This window comes from Streptomyces sp. GS7 (assembly GCF_009834125.1).
Lineage (GTDB): Bacteria > Actinomycetota > Actinomycetes > Streptomycetales > Streptomycetaceae > Streptomyces.
This window is the reverse complement of record NZ_CP047146.1, coordinates 6480572-6497543: the sequence shown is the minus strand read 5'-3', so window position 1 is coordinate 6497543 and position 16972 is coordinate 6480572. Positions and strand designations below refer to the sequence as shown.

The 16972-nt window shown below is 72.6% G+C and carries 11 protein-coding genes and 2 pseudogenes; 7 read left to right on the top strand and 6 right to left on the bottom strand.

Annotation, left to right across the window (positions count from 1 at the left end; translation table 11 throughout):
* Positions 1–6: 6 nt before the first annotated feature.
* The 3 genes from ccrA to GR130_RS28210 all read right to left on the bottom strand — a co-directional run bounded on the left by ccrA (position 7) and on the right by GR130_RS28210 (position 4710).
* Complete coding sequence (gene ccrA, locus GR130_RS28220; RefSeq protein ID WP_159507312.1) at positions 7–1344, bottom strand: crotonyl-CoA carboxylase/reductase; 1338 nt, start codon at positions 1342–1344, stop codon at positions 7–9.
* Between the two features lie 596 nt (positions 1345–1940).
* Positions 1941–2741: a TetR family transcriptional regulator gene (locus GR130_RS28215; RefSeq protein ID WP_201305022.1), complete on the bottom strand. Its 801-nt coding sequence runs from the start codon at positions 2739–2741 to the stop codon at positions 1941–1943.
* Between the two features lie 145 nt (positions 2742–2886).
* Positions 2887–4710, bottom strand: coding sequence for a 3-hydroxyacyl-CoA dehydrogenase family protein (locus GR130_RS28210; protein ID WP_159507310.1), 1824 nt, complete (start codon positions 4708–4710; stop codon positions 2887–2889).
* 437 nt (positions 4711–5147) lie between these two features.
* Between GR130_RS28210 and GR130_RS28205 the strand changes: the two genes are divergently transcribed.
* Positions 5148–5840, top strand: coding sequence for a HEAT repeat domain-containing protein (locus tag GR130_RS28205; RefSeq protein WP_159507309.1), 693 nt, complete (start codon positions 5148–5150; stop codon positions 5838–5840).
* A 314-nt stretch (positions 5841–6154) separates the two neighbouring features.
* Here GR130_RS28205 and GR130_RS41675 read toward each other — a convergent pair whose 3' ends face one another.
* Positions 6155–6418: a hypothetical protein gene (locus tag GR130_RS41675; RefSeq protein ID WP_328707571.1), complete on the bottom strand. Its 264-nt coding sequence runs from the start codon at positions 6416–6418 to the stop codon at positions 6155–6157.
* Between the two features lie 251 nt (positions 6419–6669).
* On the opposite strand from GR130_RS41675, the pseudogene GR130_RS42075 reads away from it, so the two are divergent.
* Positions 6670–6882 (top strand): annotated as a pseudogene (locus tag GR130_RS42075) (SDR family NAD(P)-dependent oxidoreductase); the annotation flags it as partial.
* Between the two features lie 285 nt (positions 6883–7167).
* On the opposite strand, the gene GR130_RS28190 reads toward GR130_RS42075, so the two are convergent.
* Entirely contained in the window at positions 7168–8217 is a 1050-nt protein-coding gene (locus tag GR130_RS28190) for an Rv2578c family radical SAM protein (protein ID WP_159507308.1), read from the bottom strand.
* 173 nt (positions 8218–8390) lie between these two features.
* Between GR130_RS28190 and GR130_RS28185 the strand changes: the two genes are divergently transcribed.
* The 4 genes from GR130_RS28185 (at position 8391) to GR130_RS28170 (ending at position 15038) form a co-directional block, all read left to right on the top strand.
* Positions 8391–8834: an SRPBCC family protein gene (locus GR130_RS28185; protein ID WP_159507307.1), complete on the top strand. Its 444-nt coding sequence runs from the start codon at positions 8391–8393 to the stop codon at positions 8832–8834.
* A 266-nt stretch (positions 8835–9100) separates the two neighbouring features.
* A complete protein-coding gene (locus tag GR130_RS28180; protein WP_443043681.1) occupies positions 9101–11638 on the top strand; it encodes an MFS transporter in 2538 nt (845 codons plus the stop codon).
* Positions 11639–11763: 125 nt separating this feature from the next.
* A complete protein-coding gene (locus GR130_RS28175) occupies positions 11764–14214 on the top strand; it encodes an ATP-binding SpoIIE family protein phosphatase (RefSeq protein WP_159507306.1) in 2451 nt (816 codons plus the stop codon).
* A gap of 104 nt (positions 14215–14318) precedes the next feature.
* Complete coding sequence (locus GR130_RS28170; protein WP_159507305.1) at positions 14319–15038, top strand: class I SAM-dependent methyltransferase; 720 nt, start codon at positions 14319–14321, stop codon at positions 15036–15038.
* Positions 15039–15267: 229 nt separating this feature from the next.
* Here the strand turns inward: GR130_RS28170 and tnpA are convergent.
* Positions 15268–15678: pseudogene (tnpA, locus tag GR130_RS28165) on the bottom strand (IS200/IS605 family transposase); the annotation flags it as partial.
* Between the two features lie 26 nt (positions 15679–15704).
* Between tnpA and GR130_RS28160 the strand changes: the two are divergent.
* Entirely contained in the window at positions 15705–16961 is a 1257-nt protein-coding gene (locus GR130_RS28160) for an RNA-guided endonuclease InsQ/TnpB family protein (RefSeq protein ID WP_159507304.1), read from the top strand.
* The last annotated feature ends 11 nt before the right edge of the window (positions 16962–16972 follow it).

Genomic DNA, 16972 nt, shown 5'->3' with positions numbered 1-16972 from the left:
TGGACCTCAGACGTTCCTGAAGCGGTTGATGGCATCGATGTGCTTGGCGCGCATCTCCTCGTCGCGCACGCCCATGCCCTCCTCGGGTGCGAGGGCCAGTACACCGACCTTTCCCTGGTGGAGGTTGCGGTGCACGTCGTACGCCGCCTGACCGGTCTCCTCAAGGGTGTACGTCTTCGACAGCGTCGGGTGGATCTTGCCCTTGGCGATCAGCCGGTTGGCCTCCCACGCCTCCCGGTAGTTGGCGAAGTGCGAGCCGACGATCCGCTTCAGCGACATCCACAGGTAGCGGTTGTCGTACTCGTGCTGGTAGCCGGAGGTGGACGCGCAGGTCACGATCGTGCCGCCCTTGCGGGTGACGTACACCGAGGCGCCGAAGGTCTCCCGGCCCGGGTGCTCGAAGACGATGTCGACGTCCTCGCCGCCGGTCAGCTCGCGGATCCGCTTCCCGAAGCGCTTCCACTCCCGGGGGTCCTGGTTGTGCTCGTCCTTCCAGAACTTGTAGCCCTCGGCGTTGCGGTCGATGATCGCCTCGGCGCCCATCTTGCGGCAGATCTCCGCCTTCTGGTCGCTGGAGACCACACAGATCGGGTTGGCGCCGCCGGCCAGCGCGAACTGCGTCGCGTACGAGCCGAGTCCGCCGCTCGCGCCCCAGATCAGGACGTTGTCGCCCTGCTTCATGGCCGCGCCGTTCTTGGAGACCAGCTGGCGGTAGGCGGTCGAGTTGACCAGGCCGGGCGCCGCCGCCTCCTCCCAGCTCAGGTGGTTGGGCTTGGGCATCAGCTGGTTGGACTTGACCAGCGCGATCTCGGCCAGGCCGCCGAAGTTGGTCTCGAAGCCCCAGATGCGCTGCTCGGGGTCGAGCATCGTGTCGTTGTGGCCGTCGGAGGACTCCAGCTCGACGGACAGGCAGTGCGCGACGACCTCGTCGCCGGGGTGCCAGGCGTTGACGCCCGGCCCGGTGCGCAGCACCACGCCCGCCAGGTCGGAGCCGATGACGTGGTACGGCAGGTCGTGGCGCTTGGTGAGCGGGGAGAGCCGCCCGTAGCGCTCCAGGAACCCGAACGTCGACATCGGTTCGAAGATCGAGGTCCAGACCGAGTTGTAGTTCACCGAGGAGGCCATCACGGCCACCAGCGCCTCGCCCGGTCCGAGCTCGGGCACCGGCACGTCCTCGACGTGCAGGGACTTGCGGGGGTCCTTCTCGCGGGTGGGCAGGCCGGCGAACATCTCGGCCTCGTCCTTGTGCACGGTGACCGCGCGGTACGAGTCGGGCAGGGGCAGGGCGGCGAAGTCTTCGCGCGTACTGTCGGGCGCGAGGATGGCGTCAAGAATCTGATTCACGGTATGCCTCCGGCGCATGGGGTGTCCCCTGCTCGAACGGAGTTGAGAGCTTGGGGAAACGTCTACGGGAACGGCTTGAGGGAACGTCGGGGGTGGTGCTGGGGTGGTGCCGTCGGTTCGGCCGGTGGTGCTCGGCATCGCGCGGGTGAGCGCGGATCAAGGTGCCTGTGACGCAGGCGTCCGGGCGCACAAGGTGCTTGTGGGGACAGCCGGCGCACCACTGTCTGGTCGATGCGCCGGCCGCCCGGACACTCTCAACGTATGACACCGCGTGCCACTCGACAAGACACTGAGTGCCAAGAATTTCTCTCAGATGTCATTTGGCTGGCACGCATGAGCAACAGATTCCCCGCTGGCGGGGTGTTTTGTCTCGTTATGACGTCATCGGCGTGCGGTGGGTGACCGGAGGTGTGATTAGGCCGTCCGTGTCACAGGCCGGGCGGCGCCTGGGAAACACCCCGCCGGCGGAGGTGCGGGAAGACGGAACCGGGCCCGCTCCGGGCGCGCCGTCGTCCTGCCACGAGGGCGGTGACAAGCGCGACCGGAACGGGCCCGTCGGGTCTTCTCCGGGCCGCCCGGGGGCGGGCCGGAGACGGCTACTGATGCGTCTTGAGCGCCTTGCGGATGGTGCGCATGACCTCGTCCAGCGGGGCGTCCGTGCGGGCCACCGCGACCAGCACCTCGCCCTGGCGCGAGACCGTCGCCGGGGGCGCCTCCGCGGTGGCGCGGCCCGCGCCGATGCCGGTGCCGAAGGTCTCCCGGACGATCTCGAAGGCGTGGTCCAGCTGGGCCTCCACGTCGCCCTCCGCGCCGGCCCGCAGCCAGCGGCGCAGGACGTGGTTGTGCGCGGTGACCACCGCGGACGCGGCCACCTCGGCGAGCAGTGGATCGTCGTCGCCCTCGCGGTGCGCGCCCTCGTCGAAGTGGCCCAGGAGATAGCGGGTGAACAGCCGCTCGTAGCGGGCCACCGAGGCGATCTCGGCCTCCCGGAGGGTGGGTACCTCGCGGGTGAGGCGGTAGCGGGCCACGGACACCGCGGGGGCGGACGCGTACATCCGCATGACCTCCTTGATGCCGCGGCACACCGTGTCGAGCGGGTTCTCGTGCGGCGGCGCGGCGTCCAGGACCGCCTCGGCGCGTACGAGGGTGTCGTCGTGGTCGGGGAAGATCGCCTCTTCCTTGGAGCGGAAGTGGCGGAAGAAGGTGCGCCGGGCGACGCCCGCGGCAGCCGCGATCTCGTCGACCGTCGTCGCCTCGTAGCCCTTCGTCGCGAACAGTTCCATTGCGGCGGCCGACAGTTCGCGGCGCATTTTGAGCCGCTGGGCGGCGGCGCGGCGGGTGCCGGGAGTGGAGGTCTCGGAGGCGTCGGACGACTGCGGGCGAGCGGGCTGGGACATGTGGGGACGGTACTGCATATTCACGCGGCCTGCGGCATGAGGTACCAGCTCCGGCCCTGTGACCTGGGGCGGGCTGCCGGGACCACCGTCCGGCGGCTCCAGCAGCCCGCCCCACCCGCCCCCGGCCCCGGGGCGCCGCCGCGCGTCAGCGCCGGGCGTACTCACGGAAGCCGCGGCCGGTCTTCCGGCCCAGGCAGCCCGCCGCGACGAGGTGCTCCAGCAGCGGCGCCGGGGCCAGACCCGGGTCGCGGAACTCGGCGTGCAGCACCTTCTCGATGGCCAGCGAGACGTCCAGGCCGACCACGTCCAGCAGCTCGAACGGGCCCATCGGGTAGCCGCCGCCCAGCTTCATCGCGGCGTCGATCTCGTCCAGCGACGCGTAGTGCTCCTGGACCATCTTGATCGCGTTGTTCAGGTACGGGAACAGCAGCGCGTTGACGATGAAACCGGCCCGGTCGCCGCAGTCCACCGGGTGCTTGCGGACCTTGGCGCAGACCTCGCGCACGGTGGCGTGCACCTCGTCGGAGGTCAGGACCGTACGGACCACCTCGACCAGCTTCATCGCGGGCGCCGGGTTGAAGAAGTGCATCCCGATGACGTCCTGCGGGCGCGAGGTGGCGCGGGCGCAGGCGACGACCGGCAGTGAGGACGTGGTGGTGGCCAGAACGGCACCCGGCTTGCAGACCTTGTCCAGCGTCCGGAACAGCTGCTGCTTGACGGCCAGGTCCTCGGCCACCGCCTCCACTGCCAGATCGACGTCCGCGAACGCGTCCAGCGAACCGGCCGGGGTGATCGCCGCCAGCGCCGCGTCGCGCGCCTCGGCGGTCAGCCGGCCCTTGTCGACGGAGCGGCCCAGCGACTTGGCGATCCGCTCCTTGGCCCGCTCCGCCTTCTCCGGGCTGCGGGCCGCCAGCACGACCGAGTAGCCCGCCTTGGCGAAGACCTCGGCGATCCCGCTGGCCATCGTCCCGGAGCCGGCGACACCGACGCTGCGGACCGTGCGGCCGGTCCGCTGCCCGCCGTTGCCGGCCGCGGGGCTCGCCGCGTCCGGCACCACGGCGGCGCTGCCCGGCGCCTCGTAGGTGTAGAAGCCGCGGCCCGCCTTGCGGCCGGTCAGCCCGGCCTCCGCCAGCTGGCCCAGGATCGGCGCCGGGGCGTGCAGCCGGTCGTGCGACTCGGCGTACATCGCCTCCAGGACCGTACGGGCGGTGTCCACCCCGATCAGGTCGAGCAGCGCCAGCGGGCCCATCGGCAGACCGCAGCCGAGCTTCATCGCGGCGTCGATGTCCTCACGGGACGCGTACTTCGACTCGTACATCGCCGCGGCCTGGTTGAGGTAGCCGAAGAGCAGCCCGTCGGCGACGAAACCGGGCCGGTCGCCCACCGCGATCGGGTCCTTGCCCAGGTCGCGGGCGAGCTCGGTGACGGCGGCGACCGCGGTCGGGGCGGTGAGCACCGACGAGACCACCTCGACCAGCTTCATCGCGGGCGCCGGGTTGAAGAAGTGGACGCCGAGCACCCGCTCGGGGCGCTGCGAGTCGGCGGCGAGCCGGGTCACGGACAGCGCGTTGGTGCCCGTGGCGAGGATCGCCTCCGGACGGACGATGCCGTCCAGCGCGGCGAAGACCTGCCGCTTGAGTTCGTAGTCCTCCGGCACCACCTCGATGACGAGGTCGGCGTCCGCGGCGGCCTGGAGGTCGCCGAACGTACGGAAGCGGGCCAGCACGTCCTGCCGCTCCCGCTCGGTGATCCGCTCTCGGCGCACCGCCCGGGCGGTGGAGGCTTCGAGGGTGGCGCGGGCCTGCCGGATCGCGGTGTCATCGGTGTCGATGCCGATCACCTCACGGCCGGCCCGGGCGAGCACCTCGGCGATACCGGTGCCCATGGTGCCGAGACCGACCACGGCGACCGTGGCAAGGGACAGTGAGGAAGCGGGGGTTGAGAGGTCAGGGGTGGACTGAGGGCCCATCGCGAGACTCCTGAGGGTGTTCCCCTGGGGCAGGGGAGAAGTGACGACTGAGGGGTGTCCGCGGAGCGGACGAACGGGCCGCGCGGAGTGCGAGAAGCAGCGTGCGGCGGCGGGCGGCGAGGGGCCGCGGGCCGCAGCGCTGCGGGCAGCGCCGGCGGTGCGGGAGGCACGGCGGGCCCTGTCCCGGGGCCGTGCCGTATCTCCGTACGTGTCGTGCGGTGCGTGGCGATGAAGCGTGCCTACGCGTCGTGCTGTGCGGTGCCGAACCGACTTCACTTTTCGGCGGCTGCGTCACCAGGCCGCCCGAGCAGGGGTGCTGCTCGTTCCGCCAGGTTAACCGGTGGGTAACCGAAGCACCAGGGGTAGTGCGGGTCATTAGGCTGTGGTGCAGGCCACGTCGCGCGGATCCGGGCGGCCAGGCGGGAGGGGAGCGACAAATGGAAGAAGAATTCCACGAGTTGACGGACCGGGTGCGGGCCGAACTCCGCTCCCCACAGGATCTGGTCGCCTACGAGCGGCTGCTCGGGCTGGCCCGCAAGAACACCCCCGCGGGGCGCGAGGAACTGGCCCGCATGCTGGTCGCAGTGGAGCGCCCCCTGTGGGCCCGCGAGATCGCCGCCTTCATCCTCGGCTGCGCCGGCGACAAACGCGCCTTCGAAACCCTCGTCCTGCTCCTGAACTACCGCGAACCGGTCCGCTGCGCCACCGCCGCACACGCCCTCGGCAGGCTCGGCGACCCGCGCACCGCCCGCGCCGCCGCGGCCCTGGCCACCAACCCGCTGCGCACCGCCTACGCCCTGCACCCGGTACGCCTGCTCGTCGAACTCCGCGCCCCGCAGTCCGTCCCCGCGCTGATCGCCACCCTGGAGCGGCTGCTGACCCCGCACAACCCGTACTGGCGGGTGGCCCTGGCCTGCGTCGAGGGCCTGGGCGCCCTGGGCGACCGGCGCGCGGTCCCCGCACTCACGGCCGCCACCGCCCACCCCCGGCTCGCCGCGGCCGCCGCGGCCTCACTGGCGCGGCTCGGCGTCCACGAGGACGCGGCGCGGGCGGCGGGCGGCGGCACACCGGGGGAGGGGGCGGCGGCCGACGCCGGACCGCGGGGCGGTCCTCCGGCGGACAGGTCCTAGAGGCTCAGGCGGGGCGTCCCGGGGGCTCGGGCGGGTGGTGCCGGACGCCGGTAGCGCAGTTCCGGGACGCTCCGGCCCGCCACCCCGTACGCCTCCTCAGCCCCGTCCGGCGCGAAGTCCGGCGCGAACCCGGCCCGCTCGGAGAACCGCCGGGCGCGCGGATTGCCGCGCACCCCAGAGGCACAGCGCGCCGAATCCGCCGGCCCGGGCCCGGGCCGTCCCGCCGGCCGGCAGCGCGCGGCCGACGCCGGTGCCGATCGGACCGGGCTCCGCACAGAGGGCCGGCAGCTCGCCCACGGGCAGCCGGGAACCGGTCAACCCGCCGCCGTCCAGGGCGAGATCGGCATCCCGGCCGGTCCGACCGCGACCCGGCCGACCACCTCACGCACCTCCCGGGCCCGCTCCGCCACCAGCTCGACGACGCCCGGTCGCCGTCGCCGGAACCGCTCGCGCCGCCGCCGGGCGTCCTCCGCCACGCTCATCGCGTCCAGGTGGGCCCGCGGCATCAGCCCCCGGTACGCCGTCTGCCGGCCGCGCACCCGGACCCCCGAGACCGCGTCGACATCTGCCTCCGTCATCTCGCGTATCCGCAAGGGGCGCGACGCCTGCTCCACCGTCCCCCGCCTGCCCCGTCCCGCCCCGGCACCCTGGGCGACTCCCCGGTCATCTCCCCGTCCCCCTCCATGCGGCACAGGTTCGACGCTCGCCCGGACGCCCGTCAACGGGGTTTCCCGGTCGCCCTCCCGGCCGGATTCCCCGGCCGGACGATCGCCCTCCGGATGCGGGCCGCTTGACCCTGCCCCTGGGGACAGGGTTCGACACTCCCGCCATGGAACAGCGCACGCACCCCGCCACGGCCACCACTACCGACACGCGCGCCCGCACCGCGGACACCGCCCCCGACGTGCCCGGGACGCGCGGCAGAGTCGTCGCCGTCACCGGGGCCGGCACCGGAATCGGCCGTGCGAACGCCCTGGCGTTCGCGGCGGAAGGGGCACGCGTGGTGGCGGTGGGCCGACGGCCCGAACCGCTCGCGGAGACGGCCGCGTTCACCGCAGACGGCGACGGCGACGGCGAGATCGTCCCGTACGCCGCCGGCATCCTCGACGGCGACATGACCACCGCACCGCCCTCGTCCGAGAGCCTGCGTGTCGCCCGTGAGCGGCTCGCCGTCATCGACGCGCGCATCGCCGCCCGGACGGCCGCCCGCGACCGCCTGGCACGGGTCCTGGAGACCGTTCCGGCCGCTTCCGGCAGCCCGGGGCCGAGGCGGGCGCGGCGGGCCCGCACGGACGCCGTGGGGCGCCCCCGGCGCGGCGGTCGGCCCTCACAGCAGCGTCAACTGCGTGGCCCCGGAAGCCGGATCGCCCACCGCGGGTGGCGCCGCATCCGTACCGGGGCCGCCGCCGTCGCGCGCCGTGATCCGCCGGGCCGCTCCGGGGCGGGACGGGCCGAGGCCGTGTTCCGCGGCCAGTTCGTGGACCTGGCGGGTGATCCGGCGCTGGTACCACTTGGGGGCGTACGGGCCGTCGGCGTACATCGTCTCGTAGCGGCGCACGAGGTGCGGGTGGTGGTGGCCCAGCCAGGCCGTGAACCACTCGCGGGCGCCGGGGCGCAGATGCAGGACGAGGGGGGTGACCGAGTCGGCGCCGGCCTCGGCGACGGCGCGGACGGTGGCCCGCAGCCGGTCCGGGGTGTCGCCGAGGAAGGGGATCACGGGGGCCATCAGGACGCCGCAGGGTATGCCGTGCGCGGTGAGCGTGCGCACCACGTCCAGGCGCCGTTCGGGGGCGGGGGTGCCGGGTTCGACGGTGCGCCACAGCTCGCGGTCGAGGAAGCCGACGGAGACCGAGATGCCGACGTCGGTGACGCGGGCGGCCTGCCGCAGAAGGTCCAGGTCGCGCAGGATCAGGGTGCCCTTGGTGAGGATCGAGAACGGGTTGGCGTGGTCGCGCAGCGCGCCGATGATGCCGGGCATCAGGCGGTAACGGCCCTCGGCGCGCTGGTAGCAGTCGACGTTGGTGCCCATCGCGATGTGGTCGCCGCGCCAGCGGCGGCCGGCCAGTTCGCGGCGCAGCAGGTCGGGGGCGTTGACCTTCACCACGATCTGCGAGTCGAAGTCGAGGCCGGTGTCCAGGTCCAGGTAGCTGTGGGTCTTGCGGGCGAAGCAGTACACGCAGGCGTGACTGCAGCCGCGGTAGGGGTTCACGGTCCATTCGAACGGCATCCGGGAGGCGCCCGGTACGCGGTTGACGAGGGAGCGGGCGCGCACCTCGTGGAAGGTGATGCCGCGGAATTCGGGGGTGTCGACCGTTCGGGTGACGACATCCGTCCCGAACAGCGCGGATGGGCTTTCACCCAGATTGTCCCAGCGCATGGGGCCTCCTGTTGTGATCCGGCCGTGCCCCCGTTCTGATAATAGAACATGTGTTCCCTTCGCGTTCGTCAACCGGATTTGGGCCCGGTGCGCAGTGGTGGTTGGCTTGGCCGCGCACCGCAGGTTGGCGGCGCACCGCAGGACCGGCAGCCGACTACTGGAGGAAGACAGACATGGGGCAGGTCGAGGCCACCACGCAACGCGAGATCGCGGCGGACCCGGAGGATGTGTTCGACGCGATCGCCGACTACAGCGGCACGCGTCAGCAGCTGCTGCCCGAGCACTTCAGCGAGTACGAGATCCGCGAGGGCGGCGACGGCAAGGGCACCCTCGTCCACTGGAAGCTCCAGGCCACCAGCAAGCGCGTCCGGGACTGCCTGCTGGAGGTCGACGAGCCGACCGACGGCCAGCTCGTGGAGAAGGACCGCAACTCCTCCATGGTGACCACGTGGGTCGTCACCCCGGCCGGCGAGAACCGCGCCAAGGTCGTCGTCACCACCACCTGGCAGGGTGCCGGCGGCATCGGCGGCTTCTTCGAGCGGACCTTCGCCCCCAAGGGACTTGGCCGGATCTACGACACGATCCTCGCCAACCTGGCCGCCCACATGGAGAAGTGACCCGGCACCCTCGCTCCGGTAACCCTTTCGGGGCGCCGTCATGCTCACCGGTTCGGGTGGTTTCCGCTGAGTCGCACCCTCCGGCCCTCCGGCCGACGGGCCGGCGGAAACCCCTGATGGGAGCCCAATAGGCGCCGCGGGCAACGTACTTGACGTCCGTTCCCGCCCACCGTGCTCTGATTCTCCGCGCTTGATCGCCGTTGTCGCCCAATGCGAGAAATGGGCGGCCGTATGAGGTGGATGAGGCGTACCGAGGGGAGCAGGACGTGGGCGGGACCACCCTGAGCGAGCGGGGCCGGCGGGCCGGACCGCGCGCCGCCGGCGCCACGACGGGCCCGGCGCCGCAGCCGGCCGACCCGGCGGCGGGCGACGGCGCGCCGCCGATGAGCCGGCGCCGGACGCGGACCGCCTTCCTCGGGCTGCTGCTGACCCTGCTGCCCGCCGCCCTCGCCCAGACCGTCGCCGCCACCGCGCTCCCGAGGATCGCCGGCGAGCTGCACGGCCTGCCCGCGATGCACTGGGTGGTGACCTCCTACCTCCTGGCGTCGGCCGTCGGCCTGCCCGTCTACGGCAGGCTCGGCGACCTCCTCGGCCGGAAGCCCGTCTTCCTCTTCGCGGTCCTGGTCTTCACCGCCGGCTCCGCGCTCGCCGCCTGGTCACGTTCGATGGACCAGCTGGTCGCCTTCCGGGCCGTCCAGGGCATCGGGGGCGGCGGCCTCCTGATCGGCGTTCAGGCGATCGTCGCCGAAGCCGTACCGCCGCGGGCCCGCGGGCGCTGGATGAGCCTGATGGGCGCCGCGTTCGGCCTGGCCTCGGTGGCCGGGCCGCCGCTCGGCGGCCTCTGCGCCGACCACGCCTCCTGGCGCTGGTGCTTCTCCCTCGCCGTGCCGTTCGGCCTCCTCGCCTTCCTCCTGGTCGCCGTCGCGCTCAGGCTGCCCCGGCCCGCCGCCCGCCCCCGGCTGGACGTCGGCGGTGCCCTGCTGCTCGCCGTGTTCGCCACCTGCGTTGTCCTGCTGGCCAGTTGGGGCGGTACGCGGTACGCCTGGGGTTCGTGGGCCGTCCTCGGGCTCGGTGCCGGGGCGCTGGTCAGCGCGGCGCTGTTCCTCGTCGTCGAGCGCGCGGTCGGCGAACCGCTCGTTCCGCCGCGGCTGTTCCGCGACGCGGTCTTCAACCTCACCGGCCTGATCGGCGCCGCCATCGGCCTGGCGCTCTTCGGCGCGACCAGCTATCTGCCGAGCTTCCTGCAGATGGCCGGGGGCGCCACGGCCACCGCCTCCGGACTGCTGATGCTCCCCATGACGGGCGGGGTGGTGCTCGGTGCGCTCGGCACCGGGCAACTCATCAGCCGCACCGGCCACTACAAGATCTTCCCCATCCTCGGCTGCGCGGTGGCCGCGGAGGGCATGTGGCTGCTGTCCCGGATGCGGCCGGACACCTCCCGCGGCGTCTACAGCCTCTGGACGGGCATTCTGGGCCTGGGCATCGGCCTGGTGCTGCCGGTGCTGGTGCTCGCCGCGCAGAATTCCGTACGCCGCCAGGACCTCGGTGCCGCGACCGGCGCCGGCAACTACTTCCGGCAGCTCGGCGGCAGCGCCGGCGCGGCCCTCTTCGGCGCACTGTTCGCCAACCGCCTCGCCGCCCAACTCGGCGACCGGCTACCGCACCCGGCGCCGCCGCCCGACCCGGAGTCGATCACTCCGCAGCTGCTGCGCGCCCTGCCCGCCGCGCTGCGCGACAGCTACGCCGCCGCCTACGCGAAGGCCATGCCGGGGATCTTCCTCTACCTCGTGCCGGTACTCGTCCTGGGCTTCCTGCTCGCCATCTTCCTGAAAGAGAAACCCCTGGTGTCCCACGCCTCGCACGCCCCCCAGACCCCGCACGCGCCGTACGGCGACCCGGCGGACCCCGCCGCCGTGCCGCCGGCCCGCACCGCGCACGACGCGGCCACCGGGTACGCGCCCTCGGGCAACTCGTACGGCTCCAAGGGGGGTTACGCGGCCGGTCACGCCCACACCCACGGCGCCGGGCAGCCGGCGACGCTCCGTGCCGGCGTCCCCGTGTGCGGCACGGTCCAGCACCACGACGGCAGCATCGTGCCGCGCGCCGCGCTCACCCTCATCGACGTCGCCGGGCGGCAGATCGGCCGCGGCGCCACCGGCGACGACGGCCGGTACGCGCTGAGCACCCCGGGGGCCGGGGCGTATGTGCTCATCGCGGCCGCGGGCGGGCACCAGCCGCAGGCCGTCACGGTGACCGTCGGCGAGCGCCCGGTGGAGCTGGACGTGGTGCTCGGCGGCGCCGGGCGGCTGGCCGGCGCGGTCACCACCGCCGACGGCACACCGGTCCGCGACGCCATGGTCACCCTCACCGACGTCCGCGGCGAGGTGGTCGCCACCACCCGCAGCGGACGCGAAGGCGGCTATGTCATCGGGGAGTTGGTGGCCGGCGAGTACACCCTCGCCTCCAGCGCGCCGGCGTTCCGGCCGGCGGCGCTGCCGGTGACGGTCCAGGCGTCCCGGGAGACCCGCCAGGACATCGAGCTGGCCGGGGGCGCGGTGCTGCGGGGGACCGTACGGGCCGGTGGCGGGCGGCCCGTCGAGGACGCCCGGGTCACGCTGCTGGACGCGGCCGGGAACGTCGTCGACACCGCGACGACGGGCCCCGACGGGCTGTTCCGCTTCGTGGACCTCTCGGCCGGCGAGTACACGGTGATCGCCGCCGGATACCCGCCGGTGGCCACCGTCCTGCAGGTGGCGGGCGGCGGGCGCACCGAACGCGATCTCCAATTGGGGCACGAGGACTGACGCGCCGTCACAGGGGGCGCACGCTCCGGCGCACGCCCTCTTCGCGGAATGCTGCCCGCCGCCTCCGCCGCGGCCGTACCGTGGTAGCGGTGGTGCAAGATCGGTGTACGAAGGAGCAACCGCCCATGGAGCGTGGCCCGTTGTACGGCGAGGAGCGCTCCGGTGCGGCACCCCGGGTGCCCGGGCGGATTCCGCTCGCCGTCGTGGTGGTGGACGCGGAGGGTCTCATCTCCCACTGGAGCAGCGGCGCCCGCAGGCTCTTCGGCACCGGCCGCGAGGAGGCGGTGGGCGCCCTCGCCGTCGACCTGCTGCCCGTCACCGGCGCACTGGGCGCAGCGGAGTGGGACGGGCGTGCGGCGGCGCACGGGCCCGGCCTGGAGGCGTTGCTGGGCGGCGGCACGTCCTATCCGACGGCGGGCCGCGCCCGGATGGCCGCGGCGCCCGGCCCGCTCGATCTGCTCTGGTGGGCCTACCCCCTCGTCGGCCCCGGGACCGAGCGGCTGCTCGTCCTCGCCGCGGACGCCGGCCGGTTGCACGGCGGCAGCGGCGGGCGCGGGGCCGACGGCCGCCCCGCGGACCAGGAGCGGTTCGCGCCGGCGTTCGCACTGCACACCGACTTCCCCGGTGCCGAGGAGCTGGCCCGCCGGCTGCCCGACATCCTGCCGAGCATGAGCCCCCGGGAGAGCGCCCGGATCGTCTCCCAGGTGCTCGAACTGGGCTATCCGATACTGGAGATCAGCCAGCAGGAACGCGTCCCGGTGACGCCGGACTGGGGCGTACCGCGCCGGGTCGAGCGCCGGGACCGCCTGTTGCGCGCGGCCCGGACGGCACAGGACCCGCTGGCAGCCGAGGCGGCCGCCGCCGAGCTGGAGTCCGACCTCGAATACGCCGCGGTCCGTGAGCGGTTGGAGTTCCTCAACGAGGTCAGCGGGCGGATCGGCTCCTCGCTGGATCTCGCCCGGACGGTCCAGGAGGTCAGCGAGGCCGTCGTACCGCGCTTCACGGACGTCGCCGGCACGTATCTGCGCGAACAGGTCGTCGCCGGCGAGGGCTTCCCAGACGGGCCGCCGGACGCCACGACACTCTGGCACCGGGTCGCGGTCGAGCACAACGACGAGCCGGGGCGCTGGGACGACGTCGTACCGGTCGGCGAGTCGATGCCGTTCCCCGTGCACACCCCGTTCTTCCAGTGCATGACCACCGGGCAGCCGGTGCTGGTGCCGCGGATCAGCGAGGAGACGGGCAACGCCATCGCCGCGCAGTTCGAGAAGCGGGACATCAGTCCGCTGATCAACGGCCGGTCGCTGCTGGTCGTCCCGCTCAAGGCGCGCAACGTGGTCCTCGGCTTCATGATCCTGCTGCGGCACCCGGCGCGTACGGAGTTCGACGACATGGACCGGGTGACGGGCGCCGAACTCGCCGCCCGCGCCGGGCTCGTGCTGGACAACGCACGGATGTACACCTTCCAGGAGAACGTCGCCGAGACGCTCCAGGACAGCATGCTGCCGCAGCGCGCGCCCCGGATGGCCGGCTGCGACACCGCCACCCGCTATCTGCCCGGCACCCGCCTGGGCCGGGTCGGCGGCGACTGGTTCGACACCATCAAACTCCCCGGCTCGCGCACCGCGCTGGTGGTCGGCGACGTCATGGGCCACGGCCTCAACTCGGCCGCGATGATGGGACAGTTGCGGACCGCGGTGCAGACCATGGCGGCCATCGACATGCCGCCGGCCCAGCTGCTGCGCAGCCTCGACGACCTCGCCCAGCGGCTCGGCGACGGCTATCTGGCCACCTGCCTCTACGCCGTCTACGACCCGATCGGCCAGCGGCTGACGCTCGCCAACGCCGGGCACATCCCACCCGTCCTGGTGCGCGCCGAGGACGGCCGCAGCGAACTGCTCCGGCTGCCGACGGGCGCGCCGATCGGCGTCGGCGGGGTGCCGTTCGAGGCCGTCACGGTCCCGGTGGCACCCGGCGACCGGCTCGTCCTGTGCACCGACGGCCTGGTGGAGGTGCGCGGCGAGGACATCGGGGTGGGGCTGGCGGCGCTCGCGGAGTCCGCGGCGCATCCGGCCGCCTCCATGGACGACGCCTGCGACGCCATCATCCGGGCGCTGAACGTCACCGACGACCGCAAGGACGACGTGGCGCTGCTGATGGCCCGGCTCAACGGCATCCCGCCGGAGTCGGTCGCCGAATGGCGGCTGCGCCTGGACGCCCGGGAAGTCGGCCGGGCCCGGCGGCTGGTGGGCGACCAGCTCGTGCGGTGGGGCCTGGATCCGGCCGTCGAGACGGCGCAGCTGCTGGTCAGCGAGATCGTCACCAACGCCGTCCAGCACGCGCACACCCAGCAGGTGGTGCTGCGCCTGGTGCACACCGACGCCCTGCTGTGCGAGGTCTCGGACGACGACCACGCGCTGCCGCAGCTGCTGAACGCGGGCCCCGGCGACGCGTTCGGCCGCGGGCTGCGGGTGGTGAGCCGGCTGGCCCGGGAGTGGGGGACCAGCCGGACGGCCGGCGGCAAGACGGTGTGGTGCGAGCAGTCGCTGCCCCGGGGACGGCGTACCGCACGGTGAGCCGGGCGGTACGCCACGCCGCCTCGAACACCGTGTGAAACGTCCGCCGAGGGTGGCGCGCTCCCCCTTGCGGGGCGATCACCGGCGGGCGTAGCAAGTCACCCATGAGTGCTTCGAGCCACGATCTCCAGGCATGGGAAAGCTTCTGGCGCGCAGCCCCGGCCGGCGCCGGCGCGGTCTTCTGGGACGCCGATCCGTCCCTGACCGCACAGCTCCATCTCCCGTTGTTCGACGGCCACTTCGATGCCGGACTGCCGCTGGTCGACCTGGGCTGCGGCAACGGCACCCAGACCCGCTACCTGGCCGGCCGCTACCGGCGGGCCCTGGGCGTGGACCTCTCCGCCGCGGCCGTCGAGCATGCCCGAGCCGATGACGCCGACGGCGTGGCCGAGTACCGCCGGCTCGATGCCGCGGACGGCGCGGCCGTGCGGGCGCTGCACGCCGAGCTGGGCGACGCCAACGTCTATCTGCGGGGCGTGCTGCACCAGTGCACACCCGAGGACCGCTCCCGGATCGTGGCGAACCTCGCGGTGCTGCTGGGCGCCCGCGGCCGGATCTTCGCCGTCGAACCGGCCGAGGCGTCGAAGGGGATCCTGATGGCGCTGGCACGGGGCCCGGCCGGACCGCCCGGCAAGCTGCGGGCGATCCTGGCGCACGGCATCGCGCCCGGGGAGATGGCCGACTCCGAGGTGCCCGAGCTGCTGCGGTCGCAGGGGCTGCCGGTCGCCGCGTCCGGGCGGCTGCCGCTGACGACGACCGAGTACCGGGCGGACGGCACCCGGATCGAGCTGCCGACCAACTGGGTGGTGGCGGGGGCCGGTTGAGGCCGGTCCTGGGAGCCGTGGGCCGGACCGCCGTCCCGGCGCGGGGCAGCTCGCGGCCGTGATGTACCGGCCCTCGGAGGGACCCGCCCAACTGATGTCTCCTCGGCCTCAGTTGGACAAGCCCCGTGCGCCGTTCCCCGGGCCGGGCTACCGGGACTCATCGCGGTGCGCCGGGCTTTGGCTCGGTGGTGAAGCGGTTCTGAGAAGTGCTCTGAACCGCAGGCTGGAGCGGATGATTTTGCTGCTTGATGTACTGACGGACGATCGACGGCGGAGCCCCGCCGACCGATCCGGCGAAGTACGAGCCGGACCACAGCCGCTGTGCCCGCCAGTAGTGCCGGACCAGTTCCGGGTACTCCTGGCGGAGCCTGCGGGAGCTGACGCCCTTGAGGCTGTTGACCTACTTGGACAGGGCGACCTTCGGCGGGAAGTTCACTGACAGGTGGACGTGGTTGTTCTCGCCGTTGAACTCGATCAGCTCGTACGCGAAGTCGGCCCAGACGGCGCGCATGATCTCCTCTGTCCGCTTGAGGTGCGCATCGTTGAAGACCTTGTGACGGTACTTCGTCACGAAAACCAAGTGGGCGTGGAGCGCGAACGTGCAGTGTTGGCCTGCACGGATGTTCTGCATGTCAGCCATAAACCAACTGCACTACGGTGACCTACATGCAGCTTCGGTACTCCTTCCGCCTCTACCCGAACGGGCCCCAGCGTTTTGCGCTGGCCCGTGCGTTCGGGTGTGCGCGGGTGGTCTACAACGACGCCCTTCGGGCCCGTGAGACCGCCCGCGCAGGCGGTGAGGCGTTCCCGAAGACCGGGGACCTGTCGAAGCTGCTGATCACCGAGGCGAAGAAGACCGAAGAACGGGCCTGGCTCGGCGAGGTCTCGGCCGTCGTCCTGCAACAGTCCCTTCGGGACCTGGACACGGCATACAAGAACTTCTTCGACGGTTTGAAGGGCAAGCGCCCGCTCATGGGCGCACCCCGGTTCAAGAGCCGCAAGGACAACCGGCAGACTGTCCGGTTCACCGCCAACGCCCGCTGGAAGATCACGACCGGCGGCGACCTGGCATTGCCGAAGATCGGCGATGTGCGGGTGAAGTGGTCCCGCGCACTGCCTTCGGTGCCGTCCACGGTGACCGTGGTCAAGGACGCGGGCGGCCGGTATTTCGCCTCCTTCGTGGTCGAGACCGACATCGAGGAACTGCCCGAGACGGACGCCGTGGTCGGCATCGACCTGGGCCTGTCCCACTTTGTGATCCTCTCGGACGGCACGAAGATCGAAGCCCCGCGTTTCCTGCGCCGGGCCGAGAAGAAGCTGAAGAAGGCGCAGCAGAACCTGGGTCGGAAGGCCAAGGGCAGCAACAACCGGACCAAGGCCCGTATCAAGGTCGCGCGCGCCCATGGACGGGTGGCCGATGCGCGGCGCGAGTTCCTTCCCCAAGCTCTCAACTGCGTTCGAGCAGGGGAGACCCCAATCCAGCTCTCATCGAAGATCATCCGCGAGAACCAAGCGGTTGCCGTTGAGGACCTGACGGTCAAGGGACTCGCCCGAACGGGCCTGGCCAAGTCCGTGCACGATGCGGGCTGGTCCCAGTTCGTAGCGTTCCTGGAGTACAAGGCCGTGCGATACGGGCGCGGCTTCCACCGCATCGGACGCTTCGAGCCCACCTCCCAGGTCTGCTCGACCTGCGGCGTCAAGGACGGCCCCAAGCCGTTGAACGTCCGTGAGTGGACGTGTGGAGCTTGCGGGGCCGTCCTGGACCGGGACATCAATGCGGCGGTCAACGTCGCCAAGGCCGCCGGACTGGCGGTATCAGCCTGTGGAGCGCAGGTAAGACGGGCATTCGTGCCCGCGCAGCGCGGTGAAGCAGGAACCCACCGAGACGGTCAGCCGACCGTGGTAGGAATCCCCGCCCATTAGGGCGAGGAGCG

Excerpts from the sequence above, each read along its gene's own strand:
- GR130_RS28170 (WP_159507305.1), top strand. The coding sequence starts at position 14,319 with ATGAGTGCTTCGAGCCACGATCTCCAGGCATGGGAAAGCTTCTGGCGC.
- GR130_RS28190 (WP_159507308.1), bottom strand. The coding sequence starts at position 8,217 with ATGCGCTGGGACAATCTGGGTGAAAGCCCATCCGCGCTGTTCGGGACG.
- GR130_RS28160 (WP_159507304.1), top strand. The coding sequence starts at position 15,705 with ATGCAGCTTCGGTACTCCTTCCGCCTCTACCCGAACGGGCCCCAGCGT.
- GR130_RS28205 (WP_159507309.1), top strand. The coding sequence starts at position 5,148 with ATGGAAGAAGAATTCCACGAGTTGACGGACCGGGTGCGGGCCGAACTC.
- GR130_RS28185 (WP_159507307.1), top strand. The coding sequence starts at position 8,391 with ATGGGGCAGGTCGAGGCCACCACGCAACGCGAGATCGCGGCGGACCCG.
- GR130_RS28215 (WP_201305022.1), bottom strand. The coding sequence starts at position 2,741 with ATGTCCCAGCCCGCTCGCCCGCAGTCGTCCGACGCCTCCGAGACCTCC.
- GR130_RS41675 (WP_328707571.1), bottom strand. The coding sequence starts at position 6,418 with ATGACGGAGGCAGATGTCGACGCGGTCTCGGGGGTCCGGGTGCGCGGC.
- GR130_RS28210 (WP_159507310.1), bottom strand. The coding sequence starts at position 4,710 with ATGGGCCCTCAGTCCACCCCTGACCTCTCAACCCCCGCTTCCTCACTG.
- GR130_RS28175 (WP_159507306.1), top strand. The coding sequence starts at position 11,764 with ATGGAGCGTGGCCCGTTGTACGGCGAGGAGCGCTCCGGTGCGGCACCC.